At 60.9% G+C, this 20095-nt stretch carries 20 protein-coding genes and 4 pseudogenes; 12 read left to right on the top strand and 12 right to left on the bottom strand.

What is annotated here, in order from left to right; all coding sequences use genetic code 11:
• Positions 1 to 227, top strand: a pseudogene (locus C5L12_RS24710) (transposase); the annotation flags it as partial.
• Positions 228 to 399: 172 nt separating this feature from the next.
• Here the strand turns inward: C5L12_RS24710 and C5L12_RS28235 are convergent.
• Positions 400 to 555 carry a hypothetical protein gene (locus tag C5L12_RS28235; protein ID WP_157949113.1) on the bottom strand — a complete coding sequence of 52 codons (156 nt, stop codon included), beginning with the start codon at positions 553 to 555 and terminating at the stop codon, positions 400 to 402.
• On the opposite strand from C5L12_RS28235, the gene C5L12_RS24715 reads away from it, so the two are divergent.
• The gene (locus C5L12_RS24715; RefSeq protein WP_105374716.1) at positions 554 to 1141 is read left to right on the top strand and encodes a hypothetical protein; all 588 of its coding nucleotides are present in this window, start codon (positions 554 to 556) and stop codon (positions 1139 to 1141) included. The genes C5L12_RS28235 and C5L12_RS24715 overlap by 2 nt on opposite strands.
• Before the next feature lie 272 nt (positions 1142 to 1413).
• On the top strand, positions 1414 to 2337 hold the full coding sequence (locus C5L12_RS24720) for an ArdC family protein (protein ID WP_105374717.1): 924 nt from the start codon (positions 1414 to 1416) through the stop codon (positions 2335 to 2337).
• A gap of 3 nt (positions 2338 to 2340) precedes the next feature.
• Here the strand turns inward: C5L12_RS24720 and C5L12_RS24725 are convergent, their stop codons facing one another.
• Positions 2341 to 2529 (bottom strand): hypothetical protein, encoded by a 189-nt coding sequence (locus C5L12_RS24725; protein ID WP_105374718.1) that lies wholly within the window; start codon positions 2527 to 2529, stop codon positions 2341 to 2343.
• Between the two features lie 462 nt (positions 2530 to 2991).
• On the opposite strand from C5L12_RS24725, the gene C5L12_RS24735 reads away from it, so the two are divergent.
• Complete coding sequence (locus C5L12_RS24735) at positions 2992 to 3300, top strand: DUF736 domain-containing protein (protein ID WP_105374720.1); 309 nt, start codon at positions 2992 to 2994, stop codon at positions 3298 to 3300.
• Between the two features lie 62 nt (positions 3301 to 3362).
• Here the strand turns inward: C5L12_RS24735 and C5L12_RS24740 are convergent, their stop codons facing one another.
• The 3 genes from C5L12_RS24740 to C5L12_RS28240 all read right to left on the bottom strand — a co-directional run bounded on the left by C5L12_RS24740 (position 3363) and on the right by C5L12_RS28240 (position 4861).
• Positions 3363 to 3944: a hypothetical protein gene (locus tag C5L12_RS24740; RefSeq protein ID WP_105374721.1), complete on the bottom strand. Its 582-nt coding sequence runs from the start codon at positions 3942 to 3944 to the stop codon at positions 3363 to 3365.
• A 165-nt stretch (positions 3945 to 4109) separates the two neighbouring features.
• Entirely contained in the window at positions 4110 to 4523 is a 414-nt protein-coding gene (locus C5L12_RS24745; RefSeq protein ID WP_105374722.1) for a SyrB-like regulator, read from the bottom strand.
• A gap of 188 nt (positions 4524 to 4711) precedes the next feature.
• A complete protein-coding gene (locus C5L12_RS28240; RefSeq protein WP_157949114.1) occupies positions 4712 to 4861 on the bottom strand; it encodes a hypothetical protein in 150 nt (49 codons plus the stop codon).
• A gap of 46 nt (positions 4862 to 4907) precedes the next feature.
• On the opposite strand from C5L12_RS28240, the gene C5L12_RS28480 reads away from it, so the two are divergent.
• Together C5L12_RS28480 and C5L12_RS29100 are read left to right on the top strand one after the other, a co-directional pair.
• Positions 4908 to 5078, top strand: coding sequence for a hypothetical protein (locus tag C5L12_RS28480; RefSeq protein WP_170109130.1), 171 nt, complete (start codon positions 4908 to 4910; stop codon positions 5076 to 5078).
• A gap of 260 nt (positions 5079 to 5338) precedes the next feature.
• Positions 5339 to 5464, top strand: a complete 126-nt coding sequence (locus tag C5L12_RS29100; protein WP_280952550.1) for a hypothetical protein — start codon at positions 5339 to 5341, stop codon at positions 5462 to 5464.
• 260 nt (positions 5465 to 5724) lie between these two features.
• Here the strand turns inward: C5L12_RS29100 and C5L12_RS24760 are convergent, their stop codons facing one another.
• Entirely contained in the window at positions 5725 to 5874 is a 150-nt protein-coding gene (locus tag C5L12_RS24760) for a WGR domain-containing protein (protein ID WP_105374749.1), read from the bottom strand.
• A gap of 269 nt (positions 5875 to 6143) precedes the next feature.
• Here C5L12_RS24760 and traA point away from each other — a divergent pair.
• The 5 genes and pseudogenes from traA (at position 6144) to C5L12_RS24785 (ending at position 14187) form a co-directional block, all read left to right on the top strand.
• Positions 6144 to 9453 (top strand): annotated as a pseudogene (gene traA, locus C5L12_RS24765) (Ti-type conjugative transfer relaxase TraA).
• 240 nt (positions 9454 to 9693) lie between these two features.
• Positions 9694 to 12330 (top strand): DNA ligase D, encoded by a 2637-nt coding sequence (gene ligD, locus C5L12_RS24770; RefSeq protein WP_105374724.1) that lies wholly within the window; start codon positions 9694 to 9696, stop codon positions 12328 to 12330.
• Between the two features lie 26 nt (positions 12331 to 12356).
• Positions 12357 to 13271: a hypothetical protein gene (locus C5L12_RS24775; protein ID WP_105374750.1), complete on the top strand. Its 915-nt coding sequence runs from the start codon at positions 12357 to 12359 to the stop codon at positions 13269 to 13271.
• Positions 13237 to 13755: pseudogene (locus tag C5L12_RS24780) on the top strand (DUF4334 domain-containing protein). Before C5L12_RS24775 ends, C5L12_RS24780 begins: the two are co-directional and overlap by 35 nt.
• A gap of 219 nt (positions 13756 to 13974) precedes the next feature.
• A complete protein-coding gene (locus tag C5L12_RS24785) occupies positions 13975 to 14187 on the top strand; it encodes a DUF768 domain-containing protein (RefSeq protein ID WP_105374725.1) in 213 nt (70 codons plus the stop codon).
• A 33-nt stretch (positions 14188 to 14220) separates the two neighbouring features.
• On the opposite strand, the gene ligD (C5L12_RS24790) is transcribed toward C5L12_RS24785, so the two are convergent.
• From ligD (C5L12_RS24790) to ku (C5L12_RS24800), 3 genes are read right to left on the bottom strand one after another with little or no spacing between them, the layout of a single operon-like run.
• Positions 14221 to 15264 carry a non-homologous end-joining DNA ligase gene (ligD, locus tag C5L12_RS24790; RefSeq protein WP_105374726.1) on the bottom strand — a complete coding sequence of 348 codons (1044 nt, stop codon included), beginning with the start codon at positions 15262 to 15264 and terminating at the stop codon, positions 14221 to 14223.
• On the bottom strand, positions 15261 to 16067 hold the full coding sequence (gene ku / locus C5L12_RS24795; RefSeq protein WP_105374727.1) for a non-homologous end joining protein Ku: 807 nt from the start codon (positions 16065 to 16067) through the stop codon (positions 15261 to 15263). The genes ligD (C5L12_RS24790) and ku (C5L12_RS24795) overlap by 4 nt, the downstream gene beginning before the upstream one ends.
• A 15-nt stretch (positions 16068 to 16082) precedes the next feature.
• On the bottom strand, positions 16083 to 16979 hold the full coding sequence (gene ku, locus C5L12_RS24800; RefSeq protein ID WP_105374728.1) for a non-homologous end joining protein Ku: 897 nt from the start codon (positions 16977 to 16979) through the stop codon (positions 16083 to 16085).
• A 199-nt stretch (positions 16980 to 17178) separates the two neighbouring features.
• Here ku (C5L12_RS24800) and C5L12_RS24805 point away from each other — a divergent pair, with 199 nt between their 5' ends.
• Positions 17179 to 17355, top strand: coding sequence for a hypothetical protein (locus C5L12_RS24805; protein ID WP_105374729.1), 177 nt, complete (start codon positions 17179 to 17181; stop codon positions 17353 to 17355).
• Positions 17356 to 17389: 34 nt separating this feature from the next.
• Here the strand turns inward: C5L12_RS24805 and C5L12_RS24810 are convergent.
• From C5L12_RS24810 to C5L12_RS24820, 3 genes and pseudogenes are all read right to left on the bottom strand, one after another.
• Positions 17390 to 18404, bottom strand: a pseudogene (locus tag C5L12_RS24810) (nucleotidyl transferase AbiEii/AbiGii toxin family protein).
• Positions 18397 to 18990, bottom strand: a complete 594-nt coding sequence (locus C5L12_RS24815; RefSeq protein WP_105374730.1) for a DUF6088 family protein — start codon at positions 18988 to 18990, stop codon at positions 18397 to 18399. The pseudogene C5L12_RS24810 and the gene C5L12_RS24815 overlap by 8 nt, the downstream one beginning before the upstream one ends.
• A gap of 117 nt (positions 18991 to 19107) precedes the next feature.
• Positions 19108 to 19881 (bottom strand): SOS response-associated peptidase family protein, encoded by a 774-nt coding sequence (locus tag C5L12_RS24820; protein ID WP_105374731.1) that lies wholly within the window; start codon positions 19879 to 19881, stop codon positions 19108 to 19110.
• Positions 19882 to 20095: the final 214 nt, after the last annotated feature.

The raw sequence follows: 20095 nt of genomic DNA on the forward strand, positions 1-20095 counted from the left end.
CGGCAGCCTCGGTCCTAGAGCGTCTAATGAGCGCCGATCCGTCACGCTTCACGAAGAAAAGCCTGCGGACGGTGCAAATGGCCATCAAGGCTTGGCGCATCGAAACAGCCGGGCAGATTATTCTCGATGGAGACTGGATGGAGCGCGCGCCGTTATCTTCTCCCGCCGCGGCAGGAGAAGATAACGGCCATCTCAGCGCCAAACACTTCGGTAACATCCCTGGGTGAGGCAATAGGGGGGGTCAATTCTTCGCTTCGCTTGACACCAGATATCGGGCCGTGCTGGACTGCCCTTCTTGTTCGCTGCGGTCTGAACCGGCGGCCGGGCGTTTCAAGGCCGCTGTCGCGCCGCGTGGCGGCCGACCCAGCCTCCCTGCGCGAGGGCAGGCTCGCCGTCTGCTCAGGTCAAAACCTGCTTGCCCGCAGACCGGCCCTGCTGGCTCAGCCGGATCGGACCTGTGAAGCCGCCCGTCCTTTGCCGGTTCTGGTCGTCCGCATCGAAGGGCAGACCGGCACGGGCCGGAACCGCTTCGGCAGCCAAGGAAGGAACAGCCATGGCCAAGCCAGCAACTTCAAACCGCTCCAACGCACGGATCTCGCAACTTCGCAAAGGAGCAACACTCGAAATGGTCCGTCTCACATGCCCCGATGCGGCCCAGGCGCTCAAGATCGCCGAAAGCTTCGGCACCACGGTTGTCGACAGCGAAGGCATCCGCAGCCTGCATGAGCGGCTGATCGTCGAAACCGCCGACAGCCTCTCCGAAGGCTTGGGCGAGCGGGCCATGCAGATCCATCTGCAGCGCATCGTCGGGGCCTTCGTCGGATCGGCGCATGGCGTCGGGCAGTTCTACTCGCGCGTCGTCACCGAGGCGCGCGACGCAACGGCCAAGGCATCCAACGATGCCCGCGACGAGGATCTCGACGGTCCGGTCGGCTATGACAGCGCCGCACAACGCAAGCGGGAATTCGCGGCTGACATGGGTATCCAGTCCCATCCGCTGCGCATGGCAGCCGAGGGCGCGGTGGCGGCTTACGAACAGGTCGGCGGCGAGAGCTGGAAACCATTCGACCGGCCGGTCGAAAACCCGGGCGCATCGCTCGACCGCAAAGCGGCCGAAGTTCAGATGGCTGCATTCGGATAACTCATTTGGCGGGGTCGCACCCCGCCTTCTTTTCCTGGTCCAAAGCCGGTGCTTACAGCGCCGGCTTTTCTCATGCCGAAAAGGAAAACTGGAGACGCGCCTATCGCGACCCGCCCCGCTCGGCGGTCCTGCAGGAGCCGGGCGCCCATGTAACGGCTTTGCCGTCCTCCACGCTGTTGCGGCCGTTCCGGTGCATGGCCACACCATCGGCCCCTGAGTTCGGACCTCCGTGACGGACCGCGATAGGCGCTATCCTAATGGAGAAGGAAGTCATGAGCAGGAAAACGGATTCCAACCGCGTCGACATCTATGCGCGGATCACCGATCGGATTGTCGAGGATCTCGAACAAGGTGTGCGTACTTGGATGAAGCCGTGGAGCGCCGCCAACACCAATGGTCGCATAAGCCGGCCGGTGCGCCACAACGGCGTTCCCTACTCGGGCATGAACGTGCTCCTCCTATGGTCGGAGCAGATGTCGCGCGGCTTCGCCTCGTCGATGTGGATGACCTTCAAGCAGGCGCTCGAACTGGGCGGGGCCGTGCGCAAGGGCGAGACCGGCTCGACCGTTGTCTTCGCCAGCCGTTTCACCAAGTCCGAAGCCGACGGAAACGGCAACGAAGTCGATCGGGAGATCCCGTTCCTGAAGGCGTATTCGGTGTTCAATGTGGAGCAGATCGAGGGTTTGCCCGATGGCTACTATGCGCCGCCGGCCAAGGTTCTTGATCCGATCGACCGGATCAAGAGTGCCGATCGCTTTTTCCGCAATACCGGCGCAGTCATCCGGCACGGCGGCAATCAAGCCTACTATTCGCCGGTCATGGACTATATCCAGATGCCGCCCTTCGAGGCGTTTCGCGATGCTGCCGGGTACGCGGCCGTCCTCAGTCATGAGGCGACGCACTGGACAGCGGCAGCGCATCGCGTCGGACGTGACCTGTCCCGCTATGCCAAGGACCGGACGGAGCGCGCGCGGGAAGAACTTGTTGCCGAACTCGGCAGCTGCTTCCTGTGCGCTGACCTCGGTATCGCGCCGGAACTTGAGCCGCGGCCGGATCATGCATCGTATCTGCAGTCGTGGCTATCGGTGCTGGCCAACGACAAGCGAGCAATTTTCCAGGCGGCCGCCCATGCGCAGCAGGCAGTGAGCTTTCTGCATTCCTTACAGCCGGAAGCGGATTTGATGGCTGCGGCCTAATGCTCAAGCGCGGTCGTCACCACCGGTGGCGGCCGCGTGATCCGTATCACGCTGGTCCCCATCCAATTGTTGTTGGAGACCTTGTGCAATGTCAGCATCCAGCCTTCCCCAGATCGACGGTTTTGCGGTGTCGGGTTTGGGTTTACGGGACGGCTTGCGTTCGACGATGAACGGCTTGGTCTGCTGACGCATTGGTTCTCCAGGCTACGATTCGCGGGTGCAACGATATCGCACGAGGCGTCTTGGACAAGCCGGCCGATGTCTACGTGGAGCTCGTTTCCCCAATTGAAGCAGGCAACGACGGCGGTGCAAGTGAGGCAGGGCCTAGGCTACTATTCCTGACCGAGGGAAATGCGGCGGGACGCCACTGCCATATCCCTTCCCGTCGGAGTTGCCGGCAACCCATCTGCGAGCTCGATGAGGCATGTCTGACCGGAGACCGGCTGCGCCTCGATCGTTTTCCCGCAACGGCCACGACCACTTTTCTTACCCCCGTCGGCTGCGCCGCCATTCCTCTCCCACTAACAAAAGTGGCAGTTGCCGCCCTCCATTTCATTCCGGCCTTATCAGGTGCGGTCCGATCGTCACCGGTCTTTGCGACAGCCATCGAGACCGCGATGGGCGCGGCCCGAATACGAGAAAAGGAATACGACAATGGCAACCATCGGCACCTTCACCTCCACCGAAAACGGCTTCACTGGCTCCATCCGCACTCTCGCCCTCAACGTCAAAGCCCGCATCGCCCGCGTCGAGAACCCGTCCGACAAGGGCCCGCAGTTCCGCGTCTACGCCGGGAGCGTTGAACTAGGCGCCGCCTGGCAGAAGACCTCCGGTGAGGGCCGCGACTACCTCTCGGTTAAACTCGACGATCCGAGCTTCCCGGCTCCAATCTACGCAACACTCGCCGAAGTCGAAGGCGAAGACGGCATCCAGCTCATCTGGTCCCGCCCGAACCGGGATTGATCAAGATCACGAGGCTCCGCCACCGGCGGAGCCTTTTCCCTTATCGGAATGGGGACGCGCGATTACCGCGCGTCGAACCTGGCGAGCATCTTGCGTAATTGCGCGTTCTGCTCGATGAGCTTCTTTGCAAGCTGGCGCCGCAACGCATCGACCTCCACATCCAGGTTAGCCATTTCATCCGCGAAAGATTTCGGGCCGGCAGCGACGGCAGGGGCGACCTCGTCGGTTTGGGCGACGGAAACCACCGGCTCAACGATCGGCTTAATCTTCTTTTGGCGTGCCGGCGCTCGCTCGACCGGTGTTTCGGCAGCTCGGGTCGGCTTGGGAGCAGGCGGCTTCTCGTCAGGCTCTTGCGATGGGGGGAGCGCTGCCGGCTCCTCGTTTCTGGCTGGGGCCGCAGGAGCTTTCGCTACAACTGGTGTCGCCGTTTCGATGTCCGTCGAGTCAGTATCTGGGTCGCGCAGGTTTGCCTCGACTTGCGCCTCGGAGTCGGCCTCCGCGGAGCGGTCGGGCACCGCTGGTTCAATGTCCGGGTGTTCCTCTTCGAGGGAGGGTCTGTACTCGAGAGCAATGGTCTTCGGCGCGACTGCTGGGCTCTCGTCATGGCTATCTGGTTTCGGTTTACGTGACACCAGGTCAGCCACAAATCTCCATGGTGTTCTCATCGCATTTACCTTCAAAGCATGGCGGCGGGGATATTGCCGCGGTCATTCATTGTCACCAAAACCGCATTGATCTCGGGTCAATCATACGAAAGGTCGGCGGCGCCATCGCATGGAATAGGTGGCGCCGCTCAAAAAAAGCCGAAATCAGCCCTTGCCAAGGCGCTTGCGCAGATCTGCATTCTCTGCGCGCAGCTTTTCGGAGAGCTCCTTGCGAAGCTGCTTGTTCTCTTCCTCAAGCTTGATGAGGTCGGCGATATCGTCGATGACGTCAACAGAGGTAGCGACCGGAGCGGACGCAGCAGCTCCAACGCGGCGCGCGCGACTGGCGGCCGCCTTCGGTGTGGCAACCGGCTTTTCCGCCTTGACCGGAACCACTTTGGAGCCACGCTTGGCACGTGTTTTCTTGGCCGGCTTTTCTACCGGTGCAGAGGTAGCATCGACGGTGCTGGCCTTAGTGACAGCTTTCGGCGTCCGTGGCTTGCGCGTCTTCTTCTCAGCGGGGGCAGGGGCTGGCGTTTCTGTCGCGGCAGATGCTTCAATCGTGGTTTCGTCGGCCATCAGTGTTCTCCTCTGTTAGGCCGCCAAGCTTTTGATTCGCCGTTACTTAAAGTCAATGCGGAAAGCGGTGTTTCGCGTGCATTCGGCGTTTGCCAGGTCGCCATCTCTACCATGAGATCAAAGCCGGACCACGCATCGAGCGAGGTCCGGCTTTTTTGGGTGCCATACGGAGAGGAGGAAAAACCTGCTCAGTATCCGACGATGATGCCGACGGGATTGCCGTCGTCAAGGATGAGCGGTTCCCCCAATTTCGAATTGGCAGCAGAGCCGCCAACACGAAATCGGCTCCCCCACTCCCCGGCGCTGCCGGTCGCTTCAGCGCTCCTTGACATCGTCATTCCCTATCCGGCGCCGCTGATCGTCTTTCACATAGGAGATCAGACGATGACCTACGAACTCGAATGCCAGATCGAAGAACTTCGGGCCGAATTGCGAAACGCTCTCGATCGTTGCGAGCGCCGCCTGATCGAAGCCGAGCTCGATCTCGCACAGGCCGAACTGACGGTCGCGATAGCGGAGCTGGACGGCCGCGTCGATGCCGAGCCACCGTTCTGAGGGGCGGCGTCAAACCGCGTCTTCATCACACGCTGTCGCAGATCTCCTGTCGATCCCATTTTATTGACATCAGTGGTGGTGCGTCCCGGGCGTCTGGCTGCAACCTGATGACGCCAGAATTTTCCCCGCTTAACGCTCCTCGCGCATCAAGATTCAGTCGCCATCAGGTCCTCCGCTCCGCTTCAGCCCTGTGGGTGCAGCCCTCCTTTCCCGTCCGCTCTTCATCCCCGTAATGAACCGCAATCAAAAGGAGATCCATGATGCGACAGCTCGCAAAATTCCTCAGCGCCACCGGCCGCCGTCTTCGCACCCTTGGCAAGGTCGTCAGTCACTTTTTCCGCAAGGGCAAACTCGGTCTGAACATCGCCGGAGGCGTTGTCACGTAAACCCGCGTCGCTTCGTCATGATGTAAAGCCAGGTCCTAGCAGACGTGGCAAGAAGGTTGACGTGCTTGACGTCGTTCCGCAGAGCTCGGCGGACGCTCCCGCCGCTTTTTGACGACGCGATAAGCCTTGATGAAGAAATCAGGGTGCTGCGGGCGCAATTGGCGAGCAAGCTTCAGCTTCAGTACGCACAGCTGAAGGGGATGCTGGTGCGGTTCACCCGATTACCGCCATCGCGAAAGCCGCCGCGGGAAACCTCGAAATCAGTAAATTCGACAGCGAGTGGCCGTCGTCGGGCGATAGCCGCGCGCCCGCTTTCTTTTGATGACCTCGAGAAACAGCCTGACGGCATCTTCTTCTTTGGGAAACGCATGAACCATGGACCGGCCGGAGGCGCCTATTCGACCCCACATCCGGCAATCAGGAATTGATTCCCAATCTGGTTGAAATGCAGCAAAAATCTCGTCACGCGGGAATATGATAAGCAGACTTGGTGCGGTTTTGATATCCGTAAAAGTTCGTAGATTTTGATCAAATCGCTGCTTTTGTTGATGGTTGGCGACGTCTCCGCTTGCTCGGTGGCGACGGCTTGCGCTAACGTGGCGGAAACGGGGAAGGGCGCACTTACGAGTTGCTATGCAACTCAGGCGCGCCGATCTCAGATCGGGACGAGGGCGAAGCCTTGGCGATCTATCATGCCAGCACGAAGCCGATCTCACGCAATGCCGGGCGCAGCGCGGTGGCAGCCGCTGCCTATCGCGCCGGTGAACGACTGGTCAACGAGCGCGACGGGCAAGGTGCATGACTTCACCCGCAAACAGGGTGTCGAACATTCCGGGATCGTTCTGCCGACGGGCGTTGGTGCCGAGTGGGCGAGGGATCGTGCAGCTCTGTGGAATGCGGCAGAGCGCAGCGAGACACGCAAAGATGCCCGCGTCGCCAGAGAGTTCGAGATCGCGCTTCCTCATGAACTGACGCGAGAGCAGCGCCTTCGTCTGACGTGGGCCTTTGCACAGGAGCTTGCCAACCGGTTTGGGGCGGCGGTCGATTTTGCGATCCATAGCCCGCATGAACGAGCCGAACCGTCCAAGCTTGGCGACATTCGCAACCATCATGCGCATCTCTTGATGACCACGCGGCAGGTGACGGAATACGGGCTCGGGATTAAGACCCATCTGGAGCGGGAAAACAAATGGCTGCTGTCGAACAATCTGCCGACCTCGCAAATGCAGCTTCGGGATATTCGCCAGCTCTGGGAGCATCGCGTCAACCGCCATCTGGCAATGGCCGGTTTGGATACTCGGGTCGACCATCGCTCCCATCAGGAGCGAGGGCTTGAGATCGAGCCGACGCAGCATGTCGGCGTACATGCAAGCCAGATGGAGCGGCGGGAGCTGAGTGTGTCGCGCACGCGGCTCGACGCACATGCCGCGCGTCAAAACGCCGAATTATTTCGGCAAAAGCCGGACCAGGTCTTGTCGGTGATCACCTCCGAGAAAAGTGTGTTCGATCGCCACGATGTGGCGCGGACACTGCATCGCTACGTCGATGAGCCTGAGGCATTCCAGAACGCGTTTGCGGCGGTCATGGGATCGCCAGCCCTCGTTGAATTGCAGCCCGAACAGGCGGGCAAGCCTGCCCGCTATTCGACGCGAGAGATGGTGGCGATCGAGCATGTCATGGCGATGAGCGCTAACAAGATGGCAGGCATCGATAGTCACTTCGTCGAACGCCGTCATGTGGATTGGGCGTTGAGGGCGACGGATGCGTCGATCAAGGCAAAAACCGAACGCGGTGAAACCGGGGTGGGGGAAGGCGATCGGTCGCTTGATCCTGTGGGCTTGAGCGATGAACAGCGGATGGCGGTTCGCCACATCACCGGACCGGAGCAGATCGCAACGGTGATCGGCTTTGCAGGAGCGGGTAAGTCGACGATGCTGGCTGCTGCACGGCAGGCATGGGAGCGGCAAGGTTACCGTGTCCATGGCGCGGCTCTTGCCGGCAAGGCGGCCGAGGGTCTGGAGGCATCCTCGGGTATCCGGTCCCGGACCTTGGCGTCCTTTGAATATGGATGGCAGGCTGGTCGAGGAGAGTTGGGAAGGAGCGATATTCTCGTCATCGACGAGGCTGGCATGGTTGGAAGCCGGCAATTGGCAAGGTTCATCTCAGAAGCCGAGACGAAGGGGACAAAACTCGTCCTCGTCGGCGACCACGAGCAGTTGCAGGCGATCGGGGCGGGGTCTCCACTTCGGGCGATTACCGAGCGCATCGGTGCCGTCGAACTTTCGGAAATCCGTCGCCAAAAGGCGAGCTGGCAGCGGCAGGCGTCGAGTGCGTTTGCAACGCACCGAACAGGCGAGGGGCTGAAGGCTTACAACAACCACGGTTCAATCAGCTTTGAGAAGGACCGGCAGACGGCAAGAGCAGCACTGGTGCGCGACTACGTCAATGACTACGAAGCCCGTTCCTCCGGCTCGCGCATAGCGCTTGCCCATCGACGTGTCGATGTCCGGATCATCAACACCGAGATCCGGGCTTTGCTTCAGGAGCGTGGTCGGTTGGCGGGTGGGAAACAGGCGCAGGCAATGCCTGGGCGTGAGGTGACTTATCAAACGACGGTGGGAGAGCGGAGTTTTGCTGCCGGCGATCGCATTGTACTCCTGGAAAACAATCGCGATCTTGGCGTCAGAAACGGCATGCTGGGGACGGTACTCTCCGTCGAGCCGAACGCAGTACAAGTGCGCCTCGACGGCCGGCAAGACCTTGCCCGGACCGTCTCCATACCGGTCAACAGTTACCAATCCTTTGATCATGGCTATGCGATCACGATCCACAAATCTCAGGGGACGACGGTTGATCGCAGCTTCGTCATGGGGTCGCGCACCATGGATCGTCATCTGGCCTATGTGGCGATGACCCGTCATCGCGACAGTGTGCGGCTTTATGCCGGGCAGGATGAACTGAAGGATATGAAGGTGCTGAGCGCCAGCATGAGCCGGTCGGGTGTGAAGGAGACCACTCTCGATTACACCAAAGCCTTTGCCAAGCGTCGTGGACTTGCCGAGGAGCTGGGTGTTCGCAGCGAGATTGTCGTTGTTCCTTCGTCCAGAATGGTTCAAAACCGGCTGACGGCTCGCTACGGTCCTGGCAACGAGCGTGCTCGCTCCCTGGCCGATCGGCAATCGGCAACGACCGCCGAGGCTCGCCAGAAAGCTCCGGCTGAAAAGGCCGAACCGCTTGTACCGGCGCTGACGAAATATTCGCGCAGCATCGAAACCATAGCCCGCGAAAACGCTCGCCCGACCTTCGAACGAGCGATGCACAGCGTACGGGACCTCGCTCGCAGCATTTATGCCGATCCCGATGGTGCAATGACGAAACTACGAGAAGCAATCGTGGAAAAGGGCCTCGACCAATGGGCTTTGACGAGGCTGATCACCGCGCAGCCCGAGCAGTTTGGAGACTTGCGTGGAAGAACCGGCATCTTTGGCGAGAACAGGGAGCGTCGGGAAGCGCGATCCTACACCAAGGCGTTCAGTATCCATGTTGGCTCAGCAGTTGAATCCTGGCAACGCCGGCTGGACGCGGAGCGGCAGTCCGAAACATGGCTTCGCGACAAGCGTGATGGAATCGAAGTGCCGGGATTGAGTTCTCGTAGCGAGGCGATTCTGAAACAGCTTGATGCGCTCTCTCAGGCTGAGAAGCCAAGGTTCCTCGAACAGCTCGCCGGCACCACCGAAGGGAGACTGGCGCTCGAAGAGGCGAATAAGATCGTTCATGCGCTCGAGCAGCGGTTTGGCAGCGCTGACTTTGGTGATTTGAGACGAGAGAACTTGCGAATGGCGCCTGAAAACTTGGCCAAACTCGATCGCATCAAAACTATCGCGGGCATTGCTGAACGAGCCCGAACGGCAGACCTGTCCCGACCGGAGCCGTCGCGCCAACTCGAGTTAAAGCAGGATCGGGATAGAGGGATCGAGTGGGAGAGGTAGCTGAGTAGCCTGTAAACGTCACTTTACAGGTGCCACGGAGGCAACATGTCGTTCATGGCGGCTGTGTCGAGCAAATAGGGAACATACCAGCCTTTACCGCGATATCAACTGTTCGACCGACCCGGACCCACGCGGCCCGCGAAACTACGGACCGCCAGCGGCGTTGTCGTCCCGTGACGATCGATCGGGAGGCAGACGCCGGCGCCGCTCCTCGTACGACTGGAAGGATCCGCGACACCAATGGCTGACAATCTTTCGAAATACCGTGCCAAGCGCGATTTCAAGAAGACCAGCGAACCGAGCGGTGAAGCACAGGTCAAGCCGTCAAACCGGCGTCGGTTCGTGATCCAGAAGCACGACGCCACACGGCTCCATTATGACCTGAGGCTTGAACTCGACGGTGTGTTCAAGTCCTGGGCGGTAACCAAGGGGCCATCGCTCGATCCTAATGACAAGCGGCTCGCTGTCGAGGTCGAGGATCACCCGCTCGACTACGGCGACTTCGAAGGCACGATCCCCAAGGGCCAGTATGGCGGCGGCACGGTGATGTTGTGGGATCGCGGCTATTGGGAGCCGGAGGGTAGGAAATCACCCGAAGAGGCCCTGAAGAAGGGCGACTTCAAGTTCACGCTCCAGGGCAAGCGGCTGCATGGCAGTTTCGTCCTGGTGCGGATGCGCAACGATCGCGATGGCGGCAAGCGCACCAACTGGCTGCTGATCAAACATCATGACGATTATTCCGTCGAGGAGAACGGCGCGAAGATCCTGGAGGAGAACGCGACTTCCGTCGCCTCCGGCCGCAGCATGGAGCAGATCGCGGAAGGCAAGGGCCGCAAGCCACGACCGTTCATGATGGCGAATGCGGATGTAGAAGCGGATGCCGTCTGGGACAGCAAGCACGGTCTGGCGGCTGACGAGCGCAAGAAGAGATCGCGCAAGGATATCGCGACCTTTACGGCGGCTGACCTGCCGGACTTCATCGCGCCGCAGCTCTGCGAGACGCTTGCGCGGCCGCCGGCCGGCGACGACTGGCTGCATGAGATCAAGTTCGACGGTTATCGGATCCAGATGCGCGTCGCCCAGGGCAAGGTGACGCTGAAGACGCGCAAGGGTCTCGACTGGACCGCGAAATATCCAGAGATCGCCGATGCTGCATCCGAACTGCCAGATTGCATCATCGATGGCGAAATCTGCGCCCTCGACGACAATGGCGCACCCGATTTCGCCGCCCTCCAGGCCGCGCTCTCGGAAGGCAAGACCGGCAACCTTGTCTACTTCGCCTTCGACCTGCTCTTCGATGGCGGCGAGGACTTGCGGTCGATGCGCCTGGTCGAGCGGAAGAAGCGGCTCGAAGACTTCCTCGCTGCCGGAAGCGACGATCCGCGTATCCGCTACGTCGATCACTTCGAATCCGGCGGTGACGCGGTGCTGCGCTCCGCCTGCAAGCTGTCGCTCGAAGGCATCGTCTCCAAGCAGATGGATGCGCCCTACCAGTCGGGCCGCACCGATACCTGGGCAAAGTCGAAATGCCGCGCCGGCCACGAAGTGGTGATCGGTGGCTATGCCAGGACCAACGGCAAATTTCGCTCACTGCTGGCCGGCGTCCACCGCGGCGATCACTTTGTCTATGTCGGCCGGGTCGGCACGGGCTTCGGCGCCAAGAAAGTCGAGATGCTGCTTCCGAAACTGAAGGCGCTCGAGACGACAAGATCGCCCTTCACTGGTATCGGTGCTCCGAAGAAGCAGGCGGAAGTGGCCTGGGTGAAGCCCGAACTCGTCGCCGAAATCGAATTCGAAGGTTGGACGGCCGACGGCCTAGTTCGTCAGGCAGCCTTCAAGGGTCTGCGCGAAGACAAGCCGTCCGCGGAGGTCGAGACCGAAAGGCCGGCATCGCCCGCCAAAACCGACACGCCCGAGCCTGGGCCGTCTGCCAAGACCAGACCGCTGCGGCGCAAGGGCGCCAAGGCCGAGGTCATGGGCGTCCTCATCTCCAGCCCCGATAAGCCACTCTGGCCGGACGCCGGCGATGGCGAGCCGGTCACAAAGGAGGACCTTGCCCGCTATCATGAAGCCGTCGGCACCTGGCTCATCGATCATATCAAGGGCCGGCCCTGCTCGATCATTCGTGCGCCCGACGGCATTGGCGGTGAACAGTTCTTTCAGCGCCATGCAATGTCCGGCACGTCCAATCTGCTCGAACTGGTGAAAGTCTTCGGGGACAAGAAGCCCTACCTTCAGATCGATCGGATCGAAGGGCTCGCGGCGATCGCCCAAATAGGCGGAATCGAACTACATCCGTGGAACTGCGAACCCGGCAAGCCGGAAGTGCCCGGCCGTCTGGTGTTCGATCTCGATCCTGGTCCCGAGGTGCCGTTTGCGACAGTGGTCGCGGCCGCGCGGGAAATGCGTGACCGGCTCGACGAGCTCGGCCTCGTCAGTTTCTGCAAGACCACCGGCGGGAAGGGATTGCATGTCGTCACGCCATTCGCTGTGAATAAGCGTAAGCCTCTGTCATGGGCCGAGGCCAAGGAATTCGCGCATGATGTCTGCCTCCAAATGGCGCGCGATAATCCCGATCTTTATCTCATCAAGATGAGCAAGAGCCTCAGGGGCGGAAGGATCTTTCTCGATTATCTCCGCAACGATCGCATGGCGACCGCTGTGGCGCCGCTGTCGCCGCGCGCACGGCCCGGCGCCACAGTCTCGATGCCGCTCAACTGGACCCAGGTGAAGTCCGATCTCGACCCGAAGCGGTTCACCGTCCGCACCGTGCCGGCACTGCTTGCAAAAACCACTGCCTGGCAAGACTATTGTGACGGCGAGCGTCCGCTCGAACAGGCGATCAAGCGCCTTGGAAAATCCAGACGGGCCGCATGATCGCGACAAGGTGCTGGCTCGGACCGATGGACGAAGAAACGAACGACCAATCTGCCACCTCCGCCCGTGTGGGTGCGACGACCGACCTGCCGCATGACCGCATCACGCTCGCGCGGTTTCGGGAGGCTTTCCCGCGGGCGCGCTGGAGCGACAGGCTGAATGCCTGGTTCGTGCCGGGTCGCACTGCCCAGAAGCGCATCAGCCGCTGGCTGGCCGCGATGGAGGCGGAGGCCGATAGATTCGCCGATGAGAAGGGCAGGGACGCGTTCGCCTTCGATTCGATCGAAAGCCGCTATCTCGAGGCGACGCCCGCCACACTACAGATTCAGACGCCCTATTCACGTACGGTCGTCAACGAGATCCGGGAAATTCCGCACGCACGCTGGGACGCCGATCGCCGGCTATGGACCGTCCCTTACCGCTCGTTCGATGAACTCCGGAGGCGATGGCCCACGATCGAGGCGGCGGCCGAGCGCAGTGAGCCGGAAGCACGCCGGGCCCGGCGCGAAGCAATCAAGGGAACGCAAGAAGACGAGGCATCCAAGGCGAGGATGAGGGAACGTCGTCGGAAACGCTATCCCGTTCCTGCCGATGATGCTCCGCCCTCGGACCGCGCCATTGGGACGCATGTCGGCGTCGTCTTCTTCCTCGGCACCGACGGCGAGCTGGCCGATCCGGCGACAGTCACCGCGTTCTATTTCCCCGCCGCAAATAGCGATGAATATGTCTGGGCGTCGTGGCGATCGGGTTCGCTCGAAGAACTGGTGACGACCTGGCCTGCACGAACGCCGCCGAACGAGCACGAGCTCGAACGGGGCTGGTGGATACCTGATCTGGAGGAACTGCGGATCGCACGGCGCGACGCCAAGTCCAGGCGTCGTGCCAGAGAGCGCAAGGAGGCGAAGGATGCTCCCGGTGAGAGATCAGCAGACCGCGCTTGAGGAGTTCCAAAGTCTGCCGCCGATTGCGCCGGGCGAACTGATCGGGCTTTGGAAAGGACACGGCATCGCGACCGGGCATCCATTCGACGGTGTGCTCGAAAATCTCGGCTGGTTCGGCAAACGGTTCAGGCCGGACATGCGCGCCGATGCCTTGCTATTTCGTTCCGGGGACCTGAGGCTGGTTGCCGTTGATCCGAAATGGATCCCGCTTCGGTTTGGCATTGCGTTTTCACGAGGGCGGCAGAATGTGCGTCGCGCGCAACCTGTTTTCCTATTTCCACCGCCGGCTGCGGGCGAAGGGTCCGGTCGCGTCCTTGAAGACGATGGTGTTTGGCGGCGTCGAGAGCGCGGCCATGGTCTATGACCACCAGCCGATCGTGGACCACTTCCGGCGGACGATGCGGAGAGGATCATGGGCGCCATGACGATCAAGGGCGACGAGCGGATCTACTTCTTCGAACTCCAGCGCGTCGACGGACCTTGAAATGTGCGCAGCCGGTCATCATCTATCGCTCACCACCCGTATCGATGATCGCCTTGCCGAGCAGCTTGTCTGCCGCGCGGTTGTCCGGGTCCGACAGGGCGCTCCCCGCAAGGGTCGAGCGCCCTGTTCTTTTGTCAGTCGGTTTTCCCAAATCTCGGTGGCGTCATACTGAGAACCATTTCCGTTCCTAAGGGTTCGCCACGTCAGGAGGTCCAAGCTATGAAGCCTGAACAATTCCTTGAACGCTGGAAATCGGAGCATATCGACAGCGGCACGCAGCAGAGCGACGCGTCGAGGCTGGTCGAGAATCTTCTCGCTGACGCGGAGAAGAAGGGCATCAGTCGCGACATGCTGGTGGAAGCGGCCGGCGGCGGGCTCGTCAACTATATCGTCGGCGCTATCAAAGAGGCGGTCGAGGAGGAGCTCTGGTAGCGGTCATTCGCGGCCGCCTCACCACCCCGCCTTTCAGAGGGTCGCCCGTTCGCTCATGTCAAACACCGCGGCATTGTCCTGAACCTCGCGAAGGCCCTTGTAGGAGGCGTGGCGCAGGCTGCCGTCATGGGTCCAGCCACGAAACTCGATCTCCGCGATCAAGGTCGGCTGGGCGAAGACGAGGTTTTTGCCCTTGAGCGGCACGGCCGGTTTGTTTGTCTTAAGCCGGTCGAGCGTCTTGCGCAAATACTCGGCATGCTTGGTGTTGAACCCCGTTCCGACCGAGCCGACGTAAACCCAGTCATGACCTTTGCGCCCGGCGAGAAGCAGGCTGCCAAGCCCGCCGCGGGCAGTCAGCGACTGCTCGTAGCCGACGATCATGAAGCTTTCGCTCTGGACGCATTTGATCTTCAGCCAGTCGCCGGTGCGGCCGGAGCGATAGGGCTGATCCCGGTGCTTGGCAATGATCCCTTCGAGCCCCATCGAGCAAGCCTTCTCGAGAAGTGCGGCGCCATCGCCATAGACTTCCTCGGACAACTGGATCACGCCGCTGGAACCGTCGAGAAAGTCCTCGAGCAGATGCCGGCGCAGGGAGAGCTCGGTTCCGGTCAGGTTGTGACCGTCGAAATAAAGTAGGTCGAACGCGAAAAACACCGACTCCGTCGACGAGCGCTTGCCGCCGCGTCCGCCGAGCGAACGCTGCAGCGCCCCGAAATCTGAGCGTCCTTCCTCATCGAGCACGACGGCCTCGCCGTCCAGGATAGCCGTCCCGACACCGAGCTTGATGGCGGCCTCGGCGATTGCCGGGAAACGATGCGTCCAGTCGTGCCCGCCGCGAGTGATAATCCGCACCCCTTTCGGCTCGATATGAATGGCCAGGCGATAGCCGTCCCACTTCACCTCGAACGCCCAATCCGGGCCTTTCGGTGGGACCGGGTTCAGGAGCGCCAGGCAGGGCTCGATGCGCTCGGGCATCGGGTCGAACGGAAGATTGGGTTGTGCCGGATCGCGCGGCCGGGCCGGTTTGGACTTGGCAACGGAATCGTCCTGCAGCAAAGGTTTGGCACGACGGCTCATTTGGTCGCCCGTTTCTCAGCCGAGACTGACTTCCGCAAGGCGTCCATGATGTTGACGACATTGCTCGGCGGCGACGAAGGTGCAGTCTTGCCCTTGGCCTTCTGCGGCTTCAACGCCTTCTTCTTGGCTGCGATGATTTCGAGCAGGCGCTCCTGAACCGGGTCGGCGACCATTTTCGGGCTCCAATCCTTGGTCTGCTTTTTGATCAGCTGCTCGAAGAGCGGCATCATCTCAGAATCGGCCTTTTCATCGCCGATCGCCTCGAAATAGGTGTCTTCATCGCGAACTTCGTCTCCAAAGCGCAACGTCCAGAGCACGATACCCTTGCCGCGTGGCTCGAGCATGACGGCACGTTCGCGTCGCGAGATCACCAGTCGGGATATGCCGACCATGTCCTGTGATTCCATCGCATCGCGGATGACAGAGAAGGCTTCCTGTCCGACCGGGTCGTTCGGCGAGAGATAATAGGGCGTGTCGAGCCAGATCCATTCGATGCTGTCGCGAGGCGCGAAGGTGGAGATGTCGATGGTCTTGGTGCTTTCGAGAGCGACGTTCTCCAACTCCTCGTCTTCGAGGATGACGTACTCATTCTCGCCACGCTGGTACCCCTTCACTTCGTCCTCTTCCCGGACCTCCCTGCCGGTCACGGAGTCGACATAGTGGCTTACGACGCGGTTCTGGGTCTGGCGATTGAGCGTATGGAAGCGGACCTTCTCGCTCTCGGAGGTCGCCGGCATCATCTGCACCGGACAGGTGACCAGCGAGAGTTTAAGATAGCCTTTCCAATAGGGACGCAGGGCCATGGCGGTGACCTCCGATCAGCCGGCGCGCCGAGCCGGCGCCTGAGCCTGCTTTGCTTTCGCCGCGGGCTTGGCTGCCTTCTGGCGGGCGGCGCCGCGGTTGACATTGGCGGCAGTGCGCTTTGGTTTCGTCTCTTTCGCACCTATGCCGGCGCTCTCGCGCAGGGCCTGCAAGAGATCGCTGGGGTTGGAAGCGTCCGGAGCTTGTCTCTTCGGCAGCGCGCGGCCTTCGATCTTGGCTTTCACCAGTTCGGCCACGGCGGCCTCATAGCGGTCGTGGAAGGTACTGGCATCGAAACTGCCCTTCTTGGTGCCGATGATGTGCTCGGCGAGCTCGAGCATTTCCCCTTCGATCTTCATGTCCGGCATGTCGTCGAACGCCTTTTCCGATGAGCGCACCTCGTAGTCGAAGTTCAGCGTCGAGGCGATCAGGCCCTTGCCATGGGCGCGGATGAGCACGGTGCGCATCCGGCGAAACAGAACGGTTCGGGCGATGGCGGCCACGCCTTGTTTTCTCATGCCGTCGCGCAGCAGCAGGAAGGCGTCCCGGCCCATCTTGTCGGGCGCCAGGTAATAGGGCTTGTCGAAATAGGTGGTGTCGATCTGCGAGCAGGGAATGAAGGCGTCGATGGCAAGCGTCTTGTCACTTTCCGGAATGGCGGCCGCGACCTCGTCGGCTTCGAGCACGACATATTGGCCGTTTTCGACCTCGTAGCCTTTGACCTGATACTCGCGCTCGACCGGATCACCGGTCTCGCTGTCGATGAACTCCCGCTTGACCCGATTGCCTGTCTTGCGATTGAGCGTATTGAAGGCGATGCGCTCCGAAGATGATGCGGCGGTATAAAGCGCCACCGGACAGGTCACTTCTCCGAACTTGATATAGCCCTTCCAATTCGCTCTTGGACCAACCATGACCCTGATACTCCCGACGCAACTCAAGCGATTCAAGCGAATCGGCGGCGAATCGTTCCGAGTCGAAACGAATCATTTTTCAATAACTTAGCTGCGATTGCGTGCTCGTTTTGCGAGTCTCGCCTAGAGTCCTGATTCGGTGCATCTTTTCGGGGCACCGCGCGTTTTCTTGGAGGAACAACTTCAAGGGAGTCTCTGCGTGAGCAAGCGCGAACTTATCGATACCGGGACCGACAAACGCTATGTCCGTCGCGACAAGGAGGGCAAGTTCAAGGAGAGCGACGACGTCTCGCGATCGCTTTCGGCGGACGCCCGGCACGATGCCAAACATGAAGCCAAACCGGGCCAGGGTGACAAAGGCGATCGCAAGCATTGAGACCGCGTAAAGCCTGTTTGCTGGCCCTCGGCTACTATCTCGTGCCGTATTTATTCGCGCGCTCCTGGATGATCGCGCATCGCTCGATCAGTTGCTCAAACGGTTCGGAATCTCCAAGCAGAAGGCCGTCATCAACCATTTTTGCATAGTCCTCACTGAGCGCGCGAAGACCGTCTCCGGACGGTGTCAGAACCAGATGACCGGTGACGGCGGCCGCATAGTCGATCGGTGACCGGTCGGCCGGCTTTTCCGCAAAGAACATGGATTTGTGTTTCGCCACCGCATCGGCGAGCTGCCGGTCAGCAAAAGCCTTGTCGGCAAAACCGGCATCGTCGAGCCCGACGACGTCATGCTAGTGGCGCGCGAACCGATCGCCGCGCAGGCGCTCCTGCAGGCAGAAGACGTGGATCGCGGTCGCCTTCTCCCAGAATGTCCGCTCGGCATGCATGACGCGTGGGCTTGCCTTCTGGAATTCAACACCATCGACATGACCCGCGGCGTCGCAACCCACATCCCGATGCTGGCCGGCTCACTGGTCGATCGTGCTCCGAACTCAAGCATGTCGCTCGGTGCGACATAACCTGATCCGCTGCTCACGGCTTCGTAGTCGAGATAGAGCGTATCGCCCTCGATGCGGATGCCGGCGGGAAGGGATTGGCCGCGCACTGCCGCTGCGATGACCGGCTCCACGGACTCGGCCACCCAGACAGGAAGGCGCTTTCGCACTTCGCTGGTCCAGCGCTTCTCCTCGCTGCGGGTTTTCGGCAGTGCCTCGTCATTGTCACCGACAAGATCGGGAGCCAGAGCCCGTAGGTCGTAAGTCAGATCGATGTCTTCCGAAAACCGTCGAATGGCGAGGCTTTCGAAAGCGAGGTGCCGCCCTTGAACACCAGGTGCTCGCCAAGTTTTGACGAGTAGAGCGTCTCGAGGGTCCAGACGACCCAGACATCCTTTTCCGGCAGTTGAATGGGCCGTCCAGTGCGGGCGGCTGCGACAGCCAAGGCCCCACGCCTGTCGTCCTTTGACAGTGCCAGAAAACGGTCAGCCATGCGCAGCCCTGCCGACGCTCCTTGCGAGCCATGTCGGGAACTGCGGTGCTGCGGCCAATAACTCGCCAAACTCGGCCGGCGGGAGCTTTCGCTTGATCCTCGACAGTGCCTCCTCGGCCTTCTCGGGTCCAAGCCATGCAAGCGCCCGGACCGCCACGCCCGCCGGCCGGTCGGCCAGAGCCAGCTGCCAGCGAGGCACGTGCTTGAGCTCGACACTCTGTCTGCCAAGATTCATTGTCCGGCTGCGGCCGGATGTAAGGTAGACGGAACGGACCGGAACCTGTGGCGTCAATCCCAACGCATTTGCCGCCGCGGCGCCACTGGAAACGATGATCTCGCCGCGCTGCTGCGCCACTGCCCCCAGGGCCTGTTCGACCGTCGGCGGTCTGCTGCCAAAGTGACTTTTTACGGGCCGCATGTAGATGCCACGACCAGCCCGGACGAGCTCCCCGCGCTCGGTCAACCGTGAAAGGGCCTGATCGACCGCGGCACGATTCCCGAGATGCAAAAGGCTCTTTGCCGAAAGGGGAGAGCCTTCCGGCATTTGTTCGGCATAGCCCAGGATCTGAGACGTTAGGTTTTGCATAGCATTTCTCCTGTCAGAAATATATGCAAGTTTCTGACAGATTGCAATGAAAGGGCGGCTACCCCAGGCCACGTTCACTGTGCGGGTATCTGATGACCGGGACCGGTCAAAGGCGCGTCAAAATAGCATCGGTTGGGTAACCGGCTCGCCTGCTTTGGTGACGATCGTGGCGCCATAGGGCTCATGCGACGTCACGATGATTGCATCGTCGGGAAGCGGCCGGGCAAGCGCCTTCGCCTCGTCCCATGGTGCCCGCATCCAGACATTGGTCTCCTCCCTGGTCAAAAGCAGGACCGGCATCGCTTTCTGGTGGATCGGTTTGACGACATTGTTCGGGTCAGTGGTCAGAAAGCCATAGAGGTCGTCGGTCGTCGGGCCATCCTTCACCTTGCGCACGCTGGTCCATTGCGGAACATGGAGCCCGGCGAAGAACATCAATGGCTTGCTTTCGTCTCGGGCAAACCAGGCGTTCGGAGTTTTTCCACCTTCCTCCTTGCTCGCCGGATCCGGCTCGGCAAAGCTCGTGACCGGCACGAGGCAGCGATGCGCGACACCAAACCACCGCTTCCAATGTGGAAAGTTCAGTTTTCGGACATTCGTGGTCCCGCTGTCGAGTTGCTCCCGGACGAGCTTTTCAAAATCGACCTCCTGCCCCTTGGCGCGCAGCTTTTCCGCCTTTTTCTCGGCTTCCTTTTCAAGCGCAAAACGGGGGGACGGCAGACCCCAGCGCGCATGGACAAGCTGCTTTCTGCCATCGGCGGTATTGCGCACGATCGGCCCGGTCTCGTTGGGGTTCATCTGGTATGCCGGCATCAAGTTGATCAGGCTCTCGGCATCCTGTGCCCACTTGGCCACCCAGTCCTTGTCTTCCATTCGGTAGAGATTACACATCGCAGCGTCAGGTCCGGTTGATGGTGCCGGCATCCTAGTCGACAGAAATGCTTCGCGCCAATGGCACGCCGGCAGCAAAATATCTCAGATATTTCTTCCGCCGGGCCAAAACAGCCGACGATATTGATTCCTCTCGCAAATCTGTCCGAAGTTCAAATAGGACGGATAAAATTCCTATTTCGGGTTGCTTGACTCTTTTATGACGTCGGAACAG

It is taken from the genome of Neorhizobium huautlense (genome assembly GCF_002968575.1).
Taxonomy (GTDB): Bacteria; Pseudomonadota; Alphaproteobacteria; order Rhizobiales; family Rhizobiaceae; genus Neorhizobium; species Neorhizobium huautlense.

Coding starts and splice junctions, on each gene's coding strand:
- C5L12_RS24715 (WP_105374716.1), top strand. CDS start 554: ATGGCCAAGCCAGCAACTTCAAACCGCTCCAACGCACGGATCTCGCAA.
- C5L12_RS24735 (WP_105374720.1), top strand. CDS start 2,992: ATGGCAACCATCGGCACCTTCACCTCCACCGAAAACGGCTTCACTGGC.
- C5L12_RS24815 (WP_105374730.1), bottom strand. CDS start 18,990: ATGCAAAACCTAACGTCTCAGATCCTGGGCTATGCCGAACAAATGCCG.
- C5L12_RS29100 (WP_280952550.1), top strand. CDS start 5,339: ATGCGACAGCTCGCAAAATTCCTCAGCGCCACCGGCCGCCGTCTTCGC.
- ku (WP_105374727.1), bottom strand. CDS start 16,067: ATGGCCCTGCGTCCCTATTGGAAAGGCTATCTTAAACTCTCGCTGGTC.
- C5L12_RS24725 (WP_105374718.1), bottom strand. CDS start 2,529: ATGCGTCAGCAGACCAAGCCGTTCATCGTCGAACGCAAGCCGTCCCGT.
- ligD (WP_105374724.1), top strand. CDS start 9,694: ATGGCTGACAATCTTTCGAAATACCGTGCCAAGCGCGATTTCAAGAAG.
- C5L12_RS24720 (WP_105374717.1), top strand. CDS start 1,414: ATGAGCAGGAAAACGGATTCCAACCGCGTCGACATCTATGCGCGGATC.
- ligD (WP_105374726.1), bottom strand. CDS start 15,264: ATGAGCCGTCGTGCCAAACCTTTGCTGCAGGACGATTCCGTTGCCAAG.
- C5L12_RS24775 (WP_105374750.1), top strand. CDS start 12,357: ATGGACGAAGAAACGAACGACCAATCTGCCACCTCCGCCCGTGTGGGT.
- C5L12_RS28235 (WP_157949113.1), bottom strand. CDS start 555: ATGGCTGTTCCTTCCTTGGCTGCCGAAGCGGTTCCGGCCCGTGCCGGT.
- ku (WP_105374728.1), bottom strand. CDS start 16,979: ATGGTTGGTCCAAGAGCGAATTGGAAGGGCTATATCAAGTTCGGAGAA.
- C5L12_RS24760 (WP_105374749.1), bottom strand. CDS start 5,874: ATGTGGGGTCGAATAGGCGCCTCCGGCCGGTCCATGGTTCATGCGTTT.
- C5L12_RS24785 (WP_105374725.1), top strand. CDS start 13,975: ATGAAGCCTGAACAATTCCTTGAACGCTGGAAATCGGAGCATATCGAC.
- C5L12_RS28480 (WP_170109130.1), top strand. CDS start 4,908: ATGACCTACGAACTCGAATGCCAGATCGAAGAACTTCGGGCCGAATTG.
- C5L12_RS28240 (WP_157949114.1), bottom strand. CDS start 4,861: ATGACGATGTCAAGGAGCGCTGAAGCGACCGGCAGCGCCGGGGAGTGG.
- C5L12_RS24745 (WP_105374722.1), bottom strand. CDS start 4,523: ATGGCCGACGAAACCACGATTGAAGCATCTGCCGCGACAGAAACGCCA.
- C5L12_RS24820 (WP_105374731.1), bottom strand. CDS start 19,881: ATGTGTAATCTCTACCGAATGGAAGACAAGGACTGGGTGGCCAAGTGG.